This is a genomic window from Mesorhizobium sp. M1066, from assembly GCF_040318635.1.
Taxonomy (GTDB): domain Bacteria; phylum Pseudomonadota; class Alphaproteobacteria; order Rhizobiales; family Rhizobiaceae; genus Mesorhizobium.
This window is the reverse complement of the sequence record NZ_JAMYMR010000006.1, coordinates 222,536-237,565: the sequence shown is the minus strand read 5'-3', so window position 1 is coordinate 237,565 and position 15,030 is coordinate 222,536. Positions and strand designations below refer to the sequence as shown.

14 protein-coding genes are annotated in these 15,030 nt (G+C 62.8%); 5 read left to right on the top strand and 9 right to left on the bottom strand.

Going from position 1 to position 15,030, the window contains the following annotated elements; all coding sequences use genetic code 11:
• Nucleotides 1-41: 41 nt before the first annotated feature.
• Together NKH52_RS12205 and leuA are read right to left on the bottom strand one after the other, a co-directional pair.
• Complete coding sequence (locus tag NKH52_RS12205; protein ID WP_352730119.1) at nt 42-1,817, bottom strand: tetratricopeptide repeat protein; 1,776 nt, start codon at nt 1,815-1,817, stop codon at nt 42-44.
• Nucleotides 1,818-2,000: 183 nt separating this feature from the next.
• Nucleotides 2,001-3,740: a 2-isopropylmalate synthase gene (leuA, locus tag NKH52_RS12200; protein WP_352730117.1), complete on the bottom strand. Its 1,740-nt coding sequence runs from the start codon at nt 3,738-3,740 to the stop codon at nt 2,001-2,003.
• A gap of 634 nt (nt 3,741-4,374) precedes the next feature.
• Between leuA and NKH52_RS12195 the strand changes: the two genes are divergently transcribed.
• Both NKH52_RS12195 and NKH52_RS12190 read left to right on the top strand, forming a co-directional pair.
• Nucleotides 4,375-5,541, top strand: a complete 1,167-nt coding sequence (locus NKH52_RS12195; protein WP_352730115.1) for an ATP-grasp domain-containing protein — start codon at nt 4,375-4,377, stop codon at nt 5,539-5,541.
• A gap of 4 nt (nt 5,542-5,545) precedes the next feature.
• Entirely contained in the window at nt 5,546-6,322 is a 777-nt protein-coding gene (locus tag NKH52_RS12190) for an esterase family protein (RefSeq protein WP_352730113.1), read from the top strand.
• Nucleotides 6,323-6,345: 23 nt separating this feature from the next.
• Here the strand turns inward: NKH52_RS12190 and NKH52_RS12185 are convergent, their stop codons facing one another.
• Complete coding sequence (locus NKH52_RS12185) at nt 6,346-7,881, bottom strand: MFS transporter (RefSeq protein WP_352730111.1); 1,536 nt, start codon at nt 7,879-7,881, stop codon at nt 6,346-6,348.
• Nucleotides 7,882-8,028: 147 nt separating this feature from the next.
• Here NKH52_RS12185 and NKH52_RS12180 point away from each other — a divergent pair, with 147 nt between their 5' ends.
• Nucleotides 8,029-8,913, top strand: coding sequence for a LysR family transcriptional regulator (locus NKH52_RS12180; protein WP_352730110.1), 885 nt, complete (start codon nt 8,029-8,031; stop codon nt 8,911-8,913).
• Between the two features lie 122 nt (nt 8,914-9,035).
• Nucleotides 9,036-10,115 carry an SIP domain-containing protein gene (locus NKH52_RS12175; RefSeq protein WP_352730108.1) on the top strand — a complete coding sequence of 360 codons (1,080 nt, stop codon included), beginning with the start codon at nt 9,036-9,038 and terminating at the stop codon, nt 10,113-10,115.
• A gap of 7 nt (nt 10,116-10,122) precedes the next feature.
• Here the strand turns inward: NKH52_RS12175 and NKH52_RS12170 are convergent, their stop codons facing one another.
• The 6 genes from NKH52_RS12170 to NKH52_RS12145 form a co-directional block, all read right to left on the bottom strand.
• A complete protein-coding gene (locus NKH52_RS12170) occupies nt 10,123-11,226 on the bottom strand; it encodes an AbrB family transcriptional regulator (RefSeq protein WP_352730106.1) in 1,104 nt (367 codons plus the stop codon).
• Between the two features lie 91 nt (nt 11,227-11,317).
• Nucleotides 11,318-11,704 (bottom strand): type II toxin-antitoxin system VapC family toxin, encoded by a 387-nt coding sequence (locus NKH52_RS12165; protein WP_352730104.1) that lies wholly within the window; start codon nt 11,702-11,704, stop codon nt 11,318-11,320.
• Nucleotides 11,701-11,946: a type II toxin-antitoxin system Phd/YefM family antitoxin gene (locus tag NKH52_RS12160; RefSeq protein ID WP_352730102.1), complete on the bottom strand. Its 246-nt coding sequence runs from the start codon at nt 11,944-11,946 to the stop codon at nt 11,701-11,703. Before NKH52_RS12160 ends, NKH52_RS12165 begins: the two co-directional genes overlap by 4 nt.
• A 133-nt stretch (nt 11,947-12,079) precedes the next feature.
• Nucleotides 12,080-12,388 (bottom strand): putative quinol monooxygenase, encoded by a 309-nt coding sequence (locus NKH52_RS12155; protein ID WP_352440346.1) that lies wholly within the window; start codon nt 12,386-12,388, stop codon nt 12,080-12,082.
• A gap of 63 nt (nt 12,389-12,451) precedes the next feature.
• The gene (locus NKH52_RS12150) at nt 12,452-13,231 is read right to left on the bottom strand and encodes an SDR family NAD(P)-dependent oxidoreductase (RefSeq protein WP_352730100.1); all 780 of its coding nucleotides are present in this window, start codon (nt 13,229-13,231) and stop codon (nt 12,452-12,454) included.
• A 150-nt stretch (nt 13,232-13,381) separates the two neighbouring features.
• Entirely contained in the window at nt 13,382-13,819 is a 438-nt protein-coding gene (locus tag NKH52_RS12145; RefSeq protein ID WP_023809884.1) for a DsrE family protein, read from the bottom strand.
• A gap of 102 nt (nt 13,820-13,921) precedes the next feature.
• On the opposite strand from NKH52_RS12145, the gene NKH52_RS12140 reads away from it, so the two are divergent.
• Nucleotides 13,922-15,025, top strand: a complete 1,104-nt coding sequence (locus NKH52_RS12140; RefSeq protein ID WP_352730098.1) for a hypothetical protein — start codon at nt 13,922-13,924, stop codon at nt 15,023-15,025.
• Nucleotides 15,026-15,030 lie beyond the last annotated feature (5 nt).

The window sequence follows — 15,030 nt, the reverse complement described above, 5'->3', positions numbered from 1 at the left end:
CATCGGGACGCGGCGCAGCCGGTGCGCGGACGTCGATCGTGTCAGCTTGGGCTGCCGAGCCCGGCAGCGCGGAGTGCCTGGACCAGCCGGTCGGTCAGGTCGGCCGGATATTTCCGCTCGACGAAAGTCGCCCGCGGATCGGCGGCAAATTTGGGGAACTCGGTGGTCAGCTGTTTCAGCAGCGTGCCCACCAGATGGTCCTGTCCGGCAGCCTTGGCGCCGACCAGCCGCGCCGCCAGATAGTGTGATTTCGTTGCCGTTGTTCTCAGTGCCATGCTGGCCGCGACCGCCTTGTTCATGTCGCCGAGCATGAGTTCACCGACGAACAGCCCGTAATCCCACCATGTCGGGTGTCCGCTGAAGGTCTCCGCCGCATGATCGAGGATCGGCGTTCCCTCGGCATATCGCCCGGCAAAGATCAGCCCGTAGCCGTAAGCGGCGGCCATGCCGAGGTCGTAGGGGTTGAGTTCATAGGCCTTGCGCATCCAGCGGATCGCTTCGTCCGTATTGCCGAGGCGCGAACTGACATAGCCGTAGGAGCGATGGGCATAAGGGCTGGTCGGACCCATCTGCACGCCGCGATGGGCAAACTCGACGGCTGTTTCAATCGTCGCATTGGGCGGATAGGCGTAATGATCGGACACCGCCTCGAGATGCAGGGAAGCAAGTTCCGAATAGACGAGCGAGGACTTGGTTCCACCATTGGCCAGCTTCTCGAGACAACGATAGGCTGCCTCATGCGTCCTGGCGTTCTGGTCGAGATAATATTTGCCGTTGAGCAGCAGGCATTGCGTCAGACCGTTTGGCGTGCCGGTCTGCTCGATATAGTTGTAGATGGTGCCGGAGGCGGGTAGTGCCGAGCTCAGCATGTCGGCGATACGGTCTTCGACTGCGGCAGGTGCGCTGTCGGCGGGGGTAAGATTGCGCGATAGAAGCACCCGTCCAGACGCCATGCTTTGCAGTTCGATCGTGATGTCGCCCGCGTCCGGTCCGGGCAGGACGTCGAATATGAAGCTCGCAGCGTCGTCAGCCGGATCGCCGACGGTGTCGCGGCCGATGAAGTCGATGGTATCGAAGCCACTCAGGCCGGCGCGCAGCGATGCGGCGACACGGCTGGCGTCGGGGCCGTCAGCCTTGAGTCCGATATAGACTTGCGGAAGGGCATCAGCCCTTGCCGATGCCGTGACGCTTGCGGTTGCGCCAGCGATCTCCGGCGTTGCCGAGATGTCGCCGCCTGCCAGCAAGGCAGTGCTGCCCTGGCGAAGGATCAGTACGCCCAGCATGGCGATGACCAGGGCGATCGCCATCCAGAAAAAGCGGAGATGGCGCGCCACCGAGGGGGCAGGCGAAGACGGTACGGAAGCCAGAGACATCGCGTCCAGCATGCCCGTGCCGGCTTCGTTTGATCGATCGGCGGATACGGCGCCGTCCAGCCTGAGTTCGGGAACAGCCTCGGCAATATCCGGCAGGCGGATCGCGTTCAATTCATAGGCAGGAACATAGCCGCCGCGCGGAATGGCAATGCGGACCGGCTCGGCAATTCCCTCATTGGCAAAATAGTGTTGCAGAAGCTCGCGCAGCCTGCCTGCCTGCACCCGCACCACGGCATCAGTGGACGGATCGAAATCGCCGTCCTTGCCGAAAACATCCATGGCAATGGAAAAGCCCTTGAGCCTGTCGGCTTCGCCGGCCTGTTCACGTTCGACAAGATAACGCAGCAGCTTGCGCGCGCGTTCGGATCGGCCGAACGTTTGGCTGGCAAGCAGTCGCTCCAGTGTCTCGCGCACTGCGGGGGCGGCAGGCGTGGCATGCTGCAAGTGTCGATCCTCTCGAAGTCGGCACAGGTTGAGGCGCGATCATATAGGTCCCGCACCACCACACAAGTATACACCCCGTTATGCGATCACGTACCCACCGGATAATTCCGCGGTGGTTAATGGCCCGAAGGGCCGGAACCGATCACCAGACTGAGCCGGTTCCGATCTTTGTTCCCCTCGGCGTCAGCCGGCCTTTTTACCGACGATACGGTTGGCGGCGGACATCACCGCTTCCAGCGAGGCAGCGACGATGTTGGTGTTGATGCCGGCGCCGAACAGCTTGCCGCCGGGATATTCCATCTCGACATAGGAAATGGCCGAGGCGTTCGAGCCGCGCTGCAACGAGTGCTCGGAATAGTCGAGCACCGACATTTCGACGCCGAGATGACGCGACAGCGCATCGACGAAGCCGTCGATCGGGCCGGTACCCGTGCCTGTAATCGTAACTTCCTTGCCGTTGTCGAGGATGACCGCCTCGACGACACGCCGGCCCTTGATCTCGGTGCTGGGGTAGGTGTGGTGATCGAGGAATTTCAGCCGCGCGCCGGGCTGATCGACATAGGTTTCGAGAAAGCGCTCGTAGATGCGCCTGGCCGGCACTTCCTTGCCCTCGGCATCGGTGATCGCCTGGATTTCCTGGCTGAACTCGATCTGCAGATTGCGCGGCAAATTGAGGCCGTAATCGGCCTGCAGCACATAAGCGATGCCGCCCTTGCCGGACTGCGAGTTGATGCGGATGATGGCTTCATAGCTGCGTCCGACATCGGCCGGATCGATCGGCAGATAGGGCACTTCCCACAGGCTCGTATTGGCCTTCTTCAGCGCCTTCATGCCCTTGTTGATGGCATCCTGGTGCGAACCGGAAAAAGCCGTATAGACGAGTTCGCCGACGTAGGGGTGGCGCTCGGGGATCTTCAACTGGTTCGAATACTCGTAGACGTCCTTCATCCGGTTGATGTCGGAGCAGTCGATCAACGGATCGACACCTTGCGTGTACATGTTCAGCGCCAGCGTGACGATGTCGACATTGCCGGTGCGCTCGCCATTGCCGAACAGCGTGCCTTCGACGCGGTCGGCGCCGGCCATCAGGCCGAGCTCGGTGGTGGCTACGCCGGTGCCGCGGTCATTGTGCGGATGCAGCGAGACCAGCAGGTTTTCCCGGTTGTCGAGATTGCGGCACATCCACTCGATGCGATCGGCATAGATGTTGGGTGTCGACATCTCGACCGTCGAGGGCAGGTTGACGATCAGCTTGTTGTCCGCCGTCGGCCTGACGATCTCGGTGACGGCGTTGCAGATCTCCAGCGCCACTTCGAGTTCGGTGCCGGTAAAGCTCTCCGGCGAATATTCGAAGCGAAAGCCGCCGCCGGCCTTGGCCGCCATGTCGGTGATCATCTTGGCGGCGTCGGTGGCGATCCGCTTGATACCGCCGACGTCCTTTTCGAAGACGACGCGACGCTGCAGCTCGCTGGTCGAATTGTAGAAATGGACGATCGGGTTGGTGGCACCCTTCAGCGCCTCGAAGGTGCGGGTGATCAGCTCCGGCCGGCACTGCACCAGCACCTGCAGCGAGACATCGGCGGGCACGTTGCCTTCCTCGATGCACCAGCGGGCAAAGTCGAAATCGGTCTGCGATGCCGACGGGAAGCCGATCTCGATCTCCTTGAAGCCCATGTCGAGCAGCAGGCCGAACATGCGTGCCTTGCGCTCATGGCCCATCGGATCGATCAGAGCCTGGTTGCCGTCGCGCAGGTCGACCGAGCACCAGATCGGCGCCTTGTCGATCACCTTCGAAGGCCAGGTCCGGTCGGTGAGGCCGACGGTCGGATAGGGCTGATATTTGCGAGCCGCGTCGGGCATCCCTTTGGCCGAATCCGTGTCGGCTACCGCGGCATCGGAGCGGATTTCTTCTCGTGCGTTCATCGTCGTTTCTCCCGGCGGCTCATGGATCCACCTTCAGGTGGATTGATGGCGAGCGGCGCCTTTACCAGAATTTCGTTCGCTTGATGTGATTGCCAAGGAGCATGCGCTTGCGCGGCGGTTCGACCGCCGGGCGCTCCTTCAGCGAACCCGGCGATCGCCGATAAGGCCGAGAAGAAGCAGGGTCGAAGCCAGCGCGCGCACGGTCTCGCCGGAAAAACCGGTCGGACGGGAAGCGTTGGTGGCGCGCGTGTTCATGGCGGTTCTCTTACAGGAGCGGCTTGTGAGAGGCAAGTGGGGCCGCATTGCGGGTAATGCTGATGACAGCGAGTTCGGCAGTGTTGGCAGCTTTTGTGCCGGCAGCTTTCCATGATAGGAATTTTTTCTTGACTCGGTGACCTCAGCTATGGTACATATTCGTCCATGGTGCTGATCTGCGCCAGTGACCCGCCGCACAGGCGGGTTTTCGTTTGATGCTCCGTCAGCCAACGCGCCGAAGGCTCCGAGGGGACCCGAGTTCGGTGCCTTGGCATTGCTGGCCGGATCTTGCTGGATATTGTCCCCACCGCACGTGCCCTTCCCCAGGCGCTGCAAATGCGCCAGACTTGGGCATCGACGGGTTGCGATGGGGTTGTCCATGAATTTCGTGTTCTTCTCGCCGCATTTTCCCACCAACGGCGCGGATTTCTGCGACCGTTTGAAGAAGGCCGGAGCCAGGGTGCTCGGCATCGGCGACGCACCCTATGACGCACTCGACGCCAAGCTGAAGGCGGCGCTTTCAGAATATTACCGTGTCGCCGACATGGAAGACTACGATCCGGTGTTCCGGGCGATGGGGCATTTCATCCACAAATGGGGCCGCATCGACCGTTTCGAATCGCTCAATGAACATTGGCTGGATCTGGAAGCCAACATCCGCTCCGACTTCAACATCTACGGCACCAAGCTCGATTTCGTGAAGAATCTGAAGCGCAAGAGCCGCATGCGCGCCTTCTTCCGCAAGAGTGGCGTCGACACCATCGCGCAGCGCAAATGCTCCGACCGTGCCGGGGCCATGACTTTCATCCGGCGCGTCGGCTATCCGGTGGTGGTCAAGCCCGACAGCGGTTCCGGCGCATCGAACACCTTCAAGATCTCCAACGCCAAGGAGCTCGACCAGTTCTTCCGGGACAAGCCCGAGGACGTGACCTTCGTCATGGAGCAGTTCATCGAGGGACTGGTGGTGACTTATGACGGGCTGGTCAACCGCGACGGCGAGGTGGTGCTGGCGGCCAGCCACCGCTATGACCAGAGCATCATGGAGGTGGTCAACAAGGACCGCCACATGAGCTACACCTGCTTTCCCAAGGTTAGACCGGCGATCGAGGAGGCCGGCCGTAAGATACTGAAGGCGTTCGACGTGCGCGAACGCTTCTTCCACATTGAGCTGTTCGAGACCAAGGACGACCGGGTCATCGCGCTGGAGGTTAACATGCGTCCGCCCGGCGCCTGGATGACCGATGCGATCAACTATACGTTCGACGTCGACGTCTATGCGGCATGGGCCGATATGGTGGTCAGAGATGCCGCCGGCGGCCCTTACGAGGGCAAATACTTCACCGCCTATGCCAGCCGCAAGCGACGCCTCCACTATTTGCACAGCCATGAGGACGTGCTAGCCGCGCACCGCGACAAGATCGTCCACCATCAGGCCATCGAAGAGGTTTTCAGCCGCGCCATGGGAAATTACGCCTATCAGATGCGCTCGAAGGACGAAGCAGCGTTGCGCGAGGCAGTCGCCTATATCCACGCGGAAAAGGCGTGAGGCGATGGACATTTCCTATCACAAGAATTTCTCGAGCCAGCTCGGCCGCGACATGGAATACAAGCGCTACGGCCATGCCGGCCGGTCGGTGGTGGTGTTTCCGACCTCGCAGGGGCGCTTCTACCAGTTCGAGGATTCCGGCGGCGTAGGCGCACTGGCCGAATTCATCGACACCGGCCGCATCCAGCTGTTCACGGTCGACGGCGTCGATTCGGAATCCTTCTTCGACAAGCATGCGGACGCCGCGCACCGCATCGCCCGCCACGAGGCCTATTTCCGCTATGTGCGCGAGGAGGCGCTGCCGGAATTCCTGTCGGCAGCCGAGCAAGCCAATGGCGGGCGCAAGCTGAAACCGTTGTTCTCGGGCTGCTCGATGGGCGGCTACCACTCGTCGAACTTTGTCTTCCGCTTTCCTGAACTCGCCAGCGGCGTTATCGCGCTGTCGGGCGTCTATTCGGCCGGCGACTTTTTCGGCAAGGCGCTTGAAGGCGACATTTTCTACAATTCGCCGCTCGACTATCTGCCCGGCATCGTCGATCCCAAACTGCTGACCCGGCTGAAGGCGCTCAGGCTGATCTTCTGCTGCGGGCAGGGCGCATGGGAAGAGCGGATGCTGGTCGAGACGCGCAGGTTGGAACAAATCCTGCGCGACAAGTCCATTCCCGCCTGGGTCGATTATTGGGGTGGCGATGTCAGCCACGACTGGCCGTGGTGGCACAAGCAACTGGTCTATTTCTTCGGCCGCTGGCTGGATGAGGACCTGATGCACAGGCTCGATTGATAGCGGGGGCCGTCCGCTGACTGCTACCCTTCCTGCGGCACTGCCTGGACGTCGACACTTTCACCTGAAGCCGATCCGCGACGCAGGCCAAGGAAGACGACGATGGCGGTCATGACGGTGATTGCCGCCAGCACGATCAGCAGCCTGTCGAACGCCGTCTCGTAGGCCTGGACCAGAACAGCGGCTCCGGCTTGGGGCAGATGTTGTGCTGCTTCGCCGAGATTGCCGGTCACCAGCAGCTGGGCTGCCGCCGCCGCCTCCGTCGAAGATGCCGTTCCCTCGGCGGCGACCTGCGCGGCGGTAAAGCCGGAAAGGGTCGCCATGACGATCGCTAGTGCTACACCCTCGCAGGCGACGCGGGTGGTGTTGAAGATGCCGACCGCCATGCCGGCGCGCTCTCTCGGCACGACACTGACGGCAAGCCCGTCCATCAATCCCCAGGGCAGGGCGATGCCGACGCCGATCAGCATCAGCGGCGCCACCAGCGCACTATCGACCGGTGGTGTCAGGCTCAGCCAGACAAGCCCGGCGGCAGCGACAAGCAGGCCGACGCCGCAGATCGTGGCCGGCGCGATCCAGCGCGCCAGCTGTCCGGCTAGCATCGGCAGGATCAGCAGCGGGCCTGATAGGCAGATCATCAATTGCCCGGCCTTGATCTCGCTCATGCCCTCGATGCCGATGAAGCGGATCGGCAACAGGACGAGCAGGACGACGAAGGCGTAAGCGGGTGCCGCAGCCAGAAACTGGACGCCGACGAAGCGGGGATAGGCAAACAGCGTGAGATCCAGCATCGGCCGGTGCACGCGTCGCTCAACGACGACGAAGGCGACAAAGAAGATGGCGGAAGCAGCCAGAAGCGTGATGACGAGGGGATCGGCCCAGCCGCTCTGCGGGGCCTGGAGCACGCCATAGGTCAGCGACGCCAGCGCGATCGTGAAGGTGCCGGCTCCCGCCCAGTCGAGGCCAGTCGCATCCGGATCTCGCGATTCCCTGATGGTGCGCAGGCCGAGCATGGCGGCGGCAAGCGCGAGTGCTGCAACCAGAAGAAAGATCGACCGCCAGCCGAATGCGGAGATAAGCAGGCCCGACGCGATCGGGCCGAAGGCGAGGCCGACGCCGAAACTGGTGCCGAGAAAGCTGAAGGCGCGCAGCCGCAATGGCCCTTCGAATTCCTGGGCGAGTGCCGAGGCGCCGCCAGCGAAGGCGGCCGCACTGCCGATCCCCTGCGCGGCCCGGAAAATGTCGAACCAGATGATGTCCGGCGCCAGCATCGCGCCCAGCGACGCCAGGACATAGAGGGAGAGGCCGAGGAGGAAGAGGCGCTTGCGGCCATGGTTGTCGGCCAGAGCGCCCGACGCCATCAGGGTGGCGCCGAAGGTCAGCATGAAGGCGTTTGTCACCCAGTTGAGCTCGATCGGACTGCCGCCGAGATCGGCCGCGATGCGCGACAGAGCGACGGCCGGACCGGTGAAGGTCAAGGGCATCGTCATCGCGGCAAGGCACACGGACAAGAGCACGAGCCATCTCTCGGCAGAGCCGGTTGTGGTCCTAGAAGTCATGGATTTCCCTATCTGAAACAGCACTCGCCGGTGGGCCGCGCGTTTGCGGATCCGGTCGTGACGACAAGATAGGTCGTCGGCATTTCAGGAAGAATGGTGTTATATCTCCTGGTATATCGGACTGAAACGCTCGAATGGAATGACACGATGGATCGTCTCAACGGGCTCCTGGCCTTCGCCCGCACCGCCGAATTCGGCAGTTTCGTCGCTGCAGGGCGGGCGCTCGGCATCTCGGCTTCCGCCGTCGGCAAGAGCGTCGCGCGGCTCGAACAGGAGCTCGGCGTGCGGCTCCTGCAGCGCAGCACGCGGCGCATTGGCCTGACGGAAGAGGGCAAGCTGTTCAACGAGCGGGTGCGCCGCATCCTCGACGACATCGGCGATGCCGAGGCGATGCTGTCGCGGATACGGGAAACACCGCGCGGGCGGCTGCGCATATCCACCCCGATCGTCACCTATCATCTGCTGCTGCCGGTGCTGTCGGAGTTCATGGCACGCTATCCCGAGATTGAGCTCGACATCGATTTCAACGACCGGATCGTTGACGTCATCGACGAGGGTATCGATGTCGCGATCCGCAGCGGCGAGCTGCCGGATTCGCGCCTTGTATCGAGACCCGTTGCCCCCTTTCGCATGCTGCTGTGCGCGGCGCCCTCCTATCTGGACCGTCATGGCGCCCCCAGTGTGCCGGCGGATCTCACCAGGCATTTCGGCATAAACTTCCGCTTCCTGAACAGCGGCAGGCTGCTGGAGTGGCCGTTCACTACCGGAAGCGCCGAACCGCAGATCCGCTCGATGCTGACCTGCAACAACATGGAAGCCTTGAAGGGCGCCACGCTCGCCGGGCTCGGCATAGCCTGCATGCCGGATTTCCTGGTGCGCGAGGCGCTGCACGAAGACAGGCTGCGTACCGTCCTCGACGGTCATGTCGACGGCCGTGGCCAGTTCCGTATGCTGTGGCCCTCCAATCGCCATTTGTCGCCGAAGGTGCGCGTGTTCGTCGATTTCCTTCCCGAACGCCTTGCCGCGCGGTAGGCGTTCATCGCTAAATATGAATTTTATAATCAAGTTTAGGTGGAAACGCCGCAGCGGCTGTGGCATGTCGCTGACGGCGGTGGCGCTGCGGCGCTTGCCGAATTGTTGCGAAGGACTGAGCGATGGACCAACTTAGCGCGCAAACCCGGATCAGCGACGCGGCGATCAGGTTGGTGATGGATCGGCTGCGCGCAGAGCACAGCGAATTCGAGATCGACACCGGCGTCGCCGACCAATGGGAGCTTCGCCTCTACTATGGTTCGTTGAGCGCTACGCTCGATGACGAAAGCGTGCTGATCCGCGTCGCGGCGACCGACGAAACCTGCCTCTCCTACATGAAGATGACGGTCGCCGGCCATGTCGCCGAACATCTCGGCACGACCAGGGGCATCCATTGGCAAGGCGACGGCGTTGACGCCGGTACGCCGGTCTTCTTCCGCGAGATCACAGTGATGTCGTCGACGCGGATCTCGGCGCACATGCAGCGCCTGCGCTTCGCCGGCAGGGATCTCGGCCGGTTTAGCCATGGCGGCCTGCACATGCGGCTGCTGCTGCCGCCGGCTGGCCGCCAGCCGGTCTGGCCGACGATGGGCGCCGACGGCCTGATTGTCTGGCCTTCGGGCGACGATGCTCTTGCCGTGCGGGTCTACACGATCCGGGCGCTGGATGCCGCAAGCGGCTGGCTCGATGTCGATTTCGTGCTGCACCCCGGCCAGAACACGCCCGCCGCCACCTTCGCGCAAAATGCACAGGCGGGAGATGTCATCGGCATGATCGGACCCGGCGGCGGCGACGCCCCGGTGGCGCAGACCTTGCTTCTGCTCGGCGACGACACCGCGCTGCCCGCCATCGGCAGGATTTTGGAGCATCTGCCGCCATCAACACGTGCCGAGGCGCTGATCGAGGTCGATAGCCCGGATGACCGAATGGCGCTGGCGCAAGGGGACAATATCGACATCACCTGGCTTTACCGGCGCGGCCTCGAGGCCGGCACCGTGGGCCTCTTGTCGACCGCCTTGCGTGAGCGCAATCACATGGCGCTTGCCGACGGCCTGTACGTCTGGGCAAGTTGCGAATTCGGCGATTTCCGGGAGATACGCAAGATCGTGCGCAAGCAGTGGGGCCTGCCGCGCGACCGGCACCTGGTTACGGCCTACTGGCGCCGGGACGCGCACAGCGTGGGCGAGGGCGGCGAGGACTAGTCGCTGCTTATTGCCTGACGCTTCTGGCCACCAGCCGCGCGACGCTCGGGCCGACCAGTAGCACGATCAGGAAGCGTGCCGATTGCAGCGCCATGACGAAGGAGATGTCGACGTTCTGCGCCGCGGCGGCGATGATGGCGATGCTGTCCATGCCACCGGGGCTGGTCGCCAGATAGGCGGTCAGAGGATCGATGCCCAGGAGATGGCTGATCATGAAGGCAAGGCCGCCACAAAAGGCGATCAGCGCCACGATCGAGGCGATGATCTGCGGCAAGGCGCGCGTCGCATGGCGCAGGATCGCCCTGGTGAAATTCAGCCCGATCGACCAGCCGACCATGGCGTAGCTGACGGCCAGCAGCCATTCCGGCAATTGCATTTCCACGCCCAAGCCGAGATGGACGACGGTGCCGAAGACGAAGGTGCCGAGAAAGAAGGGCGAAGGCAGCCGGCACAGCTTTCCCGCCAAGCCGCCGATAAACGCGATGCCGATGGTGGCGGCGAAGGCTTGGGCATCGATCGGCGGAAACCAGACGATGGCGGGGATTTCGACGCCCGAGGTGTCGACCCACATCTTGGCAACGAGCGCTGCCGTCATCGAGACGAAGATGACGCGCAGATACTGCATGAAAGCGACGAGGCGCTGGTCGGCGCCGAAGGCACCGGCCATCAGCACCATGGCGGTGGCCGCACCCGGCGACGAGCCCCAGACAGCGGTGGTGCCGGGCAGGATGCGCCAGCGGCTGATCAGCCAGCCGAGCAGGCTGGAGGCCGTGACGGTCGCCACCACGACGCCGAGAAACAGCGGCCATTCCTTGTAGAAGACCGGAAAGATGTCGGCCGAGATCGACGCGGCGACGAGGCAGCCGACGATCGCCTGGGCGGCGCCGAACAGAAGGCGCGGCACGCGCACCGTGGCGCCATTGGTGCCGGCGACGATGGCCGCCAGCATCGGCCCGATCAGCAGCGCCGCCGGCAGGGCCGCGAGTTCCAGCGCGCCGGCAAACAGCAGGGAAACGACCAGCAGGGCAAGCCACTGCCAGAGCTTGCGCATCCGCGCCATGCGTTCGAGTGTGGGCAGGTCCGGGGATGGCTGCTCGGCCGAGGAATCCATGTTTCGGTCTTAGACTTGAAGCGGGACGATGCGAACCCCCGCTTTGCCGAAAAAGGGAGTGATGCGCGATTCGCGCAGTTTACCAAAGGTGTCAGAGCTTTCGGATAGGACCAGGATAACGGGCGACAAGATCGTCTATCGTCAGCAAGGTAATCCCCTCCACGGTTGCCTGGGCGACCAGGATTCGATCGAAGGGATCCTTGTGGATCGCCGGAAGTCCGCCGATGGCGAGGGCATGTTCGCTGGTGATCGGCAAGTCGTGATAGCCGTTGTCGAATAGGCCTCGCCGGAGCAAACGGGGGTCGACCTGGAAATCATCCCGTCCAAGTCCTCGTTTGATTGCGATCTCCCAAAGGCTGGCAGGACTGAACAGCAATTCGTTCTCTGGGTTCTCAATCTCGGCCAGAGCCGCAGGTGTTAGCCGATCCGGTTCGCCAGCCGCCCACAGCAGCAAATGGGTGTCGAGTAACAGTTTCAAGTTTTGACACCGAACAGTTGTTCAATCTCCTCGCCGCCCATGCGGTCGAAATCGTCGGGAACGGAGAACTGGCCGGCCATAAAACCGACCCTTCGCGCCTGCGACGAGGCCGGCTGATCGATAGGCACGACTTTGACCAATGGTTTGCCCGCCTTGGCGATGATGAACGACTCACCGTTGGCAGCTCGGTCAACGAGACGTGAAAGATTGGTCTTCGCATTGTGGATGTTCACGGTCTGCATCGCAGGTGCCTTAAATGGACTTAGTCCACAGAACTTAGTCCATTTTCAGAGCATTGCAAGTGGAGTGCAATGAACTGGCCTGTCGATATTGTACCAAAGGTGCGAACCTCGCCTCGGCATCCGCGCGTACAGATCACCCCGTCTTGCCGTCGGCCAGGCCGAAGCCGCCGACAGGGTGGGTTTCGACCTGGAATTCAAAACCGGCGATGAACGGCCGCGCCCTGGCGATCGTTGCCTGGACTTCGGGAAGCTGCAGCGAGGCTTTGTGGCTTTCGGCGTCGGTCCACACTTCCGTGACCCAGATCGCATCGGCATCCGCGGGGTCGCGGGCGATGATGTAGTTCAGGCAACCCGGCAGGGCGCCGGTGCTGGCGCGCAGGAGGTCGATGACCGCGTCACGCTGGCCGCGCGCCGCCCGCATCTTGCCGATCAGTCCGTACATTCCGTTGTCTCCCTTTGAGGTTTTCGACAAGAACATGCAGATCGCCAGTATGCCGATAGCAGCTCAAGGCATCAACTGGCCGCCATTCACCTCGATCACCTGGCCGGTGATGTAGCCGCTCAGAAGATCGGAAGACAGGAACAGATAGGCGCCGACGCAATCCTGCGCCGTGCCGGCACGCCCCTGCGGAATGGTAGCGATCATGCCCTTCATCTGCTCGTCGGTCGAATAGCGCTCGTGGAACGGCGTCAGGATAGTGCCGGGCGCCACCGCGTTGACGCGGATGCCGAAGCCGATCAGTTCCTTGGCCATGCCGCGCGTCACATTGGAGACGAAGGCCTTGGCCGAGCCATAAAGCCCGGCGCCGCCGCCGGCGCCATTGCGGGCGGCGATCGAGGAGGTGTTGACGATGAAGCCGCCCTGTTTCTTCAGCCACGGGATCGCCTTGCGCGAAGCGGTCAGCACCGAACGGGCGTTGAGGTCCATCACAGCGTCGTAATGCGCCTCGGTCTGCTCGGCATAGGGAATGCGACCAAGCATGCCGCCGGCATTGTTGACCAGCCCGTCGAGGCGGCCGAAATATTGCGCGCTATCCTCGACGACGCGTTCGACATCGGCGGCAACGGAGAAATCGCCCTGGACGAGGAACACCTCGCCGCCCTTGTCGGCAATCGCCAGGCCGAGCTTCTCGGCGGCGTCTTGACTCGAATTGTAGTGCAGCGCCACCTTGCATTTCTGCGCTGCATAGGCCAGCGCGAGCGCCGCTCCGATGCCGGTCGACGCACCGGTGACCAGCACCGCCTTGCCGGCAAGATCGGGTATGCTGAGTGTGGTGGCTGGCACGGTTTTTCCTCCGGGACGTCTGCCTGTCCTTCGTAGGCCCTTGCCACCCCGTTGTTCAAGCCTTTGAGCAATTCAAGGAAACGTGTGAAACGGTTTCCCGGGAAAAGGAGTAGCGCTTTCCCTTGGGGAATTTGCGCCAAACAAACCGCTCTACGGGTGCAGATAGGCGTAACCTTGGCCTTGCAGTTCGGCGAGCTTGACGACGCCGCCCTTGTCGGCGGCATGAAACCCGGCGAGCAGGTCGGGGAGCGAAATATCCATGCCTTGCATGGTGTTGGCGCAAGCATGGGATTCCAGCCCCTGCCGCACCAGGCCGGCGAAGCGCCCGGAAATAGCGGCCGATATTCCCTTCGACTTGAAGCTGGCCAAGGCCGGACCATGCACGACCAGCACGATGTCGACATTGCCGCCGGTGCCCTCATAGTGGTTCTTGATGTTGCCGAGCACGAAATTGACCTTGTCGGTGTCGCTCAAGTGGTAGGCGACTTTTTGCCTTGTGGGCTCGGTGGCGGCTGCCTGTGCTGCCCGCAAACCAAGAAGCGTTCCGGTTCCGGCAAGAACCGCGCGGAACATGTCGCGCCGACGCATGGCATCCTCCTTCGCTTGGCGGCCCGCCGCGAATTGCGTGGCTGCGGCCGCAATACTAGCATAAATTGACGTCGCGTCCTGTCGATGCGGAGGAGAGATCACATGGCGTTCAGGGCAGGGGAATGGAAGACAGTCGCCGGCGCCGGGTTTGGCGCGGCGCTGCTTGGCTTGCTTGCCGGACCGGCCTCCGCCGACGATGCGCTGAAGCTCACCGAACTCAGTCCGAACGGCGCTGATGCCTGTTTCGGCCGCGTCTATGATGCGGGGCATCTCAAGGCGCACCCGAAGCAGAAGGTGGCGCGGATCTTCTTCTACTACGGCCATGATCCGGTCAGCCGGCCGAACGAGGAACCGACCGCGAATTCCGACACGTCCTACAATGCTTTCATCGCCACCACCGTGCGCGGCGCCAAGTCGCCGGAATGGGCCGGTGGCTGGTGCAATCATGCGTCCGAGAACGGCAAGACAGGCCCGGTCCATTGCGGCATGGAATGCGACCGGACGCTTGCGTCGCTGAAGGTCGATGACAAGGGTCGGCTGTTCGTCTCGGATCTGCAGCCCGACATCTATCTCGATGCCGATTCGGAAGATGAGTTGGGCGCAGCGGAATATGACAGGCAGGCGCTGGGTTCGGAGGACGACAATTTCCGCCTCGACCCAATGCCGGCCGCGACCTGCAAGGCGGAGTTCTCGCGCATCGATCCAGTCGACCCCGCGCTTGGGCCGCCTCTGCGCGAGCGACTGAAGCCGGACCAGGCGTTCTGCTATGGCCGCGATTACGATGCAGCGCATCTCGGCTCGCACCCAGACCAGTTGACGCAGTCGATCCGGGTTTTCCGCGGCCCGGTCGAACTGGCGTCATTTGCTTCAGGGGGCGACGCAGCCAACTGGCCTGATGGCGCTGACATTGCCGTCACCGTTACCACACGGCAGAAATCGGCTGAGATGACGCAGGCCTATTCCTGCCAGGGCGAGGCCGACCAGTGGCGCTGCGCTGCGAGTTCGAAGATGAGCGATTTCTCCTGCGAGATCGCGCAGAAGGAGATTTTCCTGAAGCGCGGCGCCGACGGCACGATGATGCTGGCCAATCCCAACAGCGCACTCGCGATCGTCGACCTGTGCTCGAAGGCCGCCGACGGCAAGACCAAATCCGACGACAAGGTCTATCGGCTGCAGCCAATGCCCCAATCGGCCTGTGTGCGGTGAGCCCG

Bases quoted from the DNA above. Each gene is read 5' to 3' on its own strand.
- leuA (WP_352730117.1), bottom strand. From the start codon at position 3,740: ATGAACGCACGAGAAGAAATCCGCTCCGATGCCGCGGTAGCCGACACG.
- NKH52_RS12195 (WP_352730115.1), top strand. From the start codon at position 4,375: ATGAATTTCGTGTTCTTCTCGCCGCATTTTCCCACCAACGGCGCGGAT.
- NKH52_RS12190 (WP_352730113.1), top strand. From the start codon at position 5,546: ATGGACATTTCCTATCACAAGAATTTCTCGAGCCAGCTCGGCCGCGAC.
- NKH52_RS12185 (WP_352730111.1), bottom strand. From the start codon at position 7,881: ATGACTTCTAGGACCACAACCGGCTCTGCCGAGAGATGGCTCGTGCTC.
- NKH52_RS12180 (WP_352730110.1), top strand. From the start codon at position 8,029: ATGGATCGTCTCAACGGGCTCCTGGCCTTCGCCCGCACCGCCGAATTC.
- NKH52_RS12175 (WP_352730108.1), top strand. From the start codon at position 9,036: ATGGACCAACTTAGCGCGCAAACCCGGATCAGCGACGCGGCGATCAGG.
- NKH52_RS12170 (WP_352730106.1), bottom strand. From the start codon at position 11,226: ATGGATTCCTCGGCCGAGCAGCCATCCCCGGACCTGCCCACACTCGAA.
- NKH52_RS12160 (WP_352730102.1), bottom strand. From the start codon at position 11,946: ATGCAGACCGTGAACATCCACAATGCGAAGACCAATCTTTCACGTCTC.
- NKH52_RS12155 (WP_352440346.1), bottom strand. From the start codon at position 12,388: ATGTACGGACTGATCGGCAAGATGCGGGCGGCGCGCGGCCAGCGTGAC.
- NKH52_RS12145 (WP_023809884.1), bottom strand. From the start codon at position 13,819: ATGCGTCGGCGCGACATGTTCCGCGCGGTTCTTGCCGGAACCGGAACG.
- NKH52_RS12140 (WP_352730098.1), top strand. From the start codon at position 13,922: ATGGCGTTCAGGGCAGGGGAATGGAAGACAGTCGCCGGCGCCGGGTTT.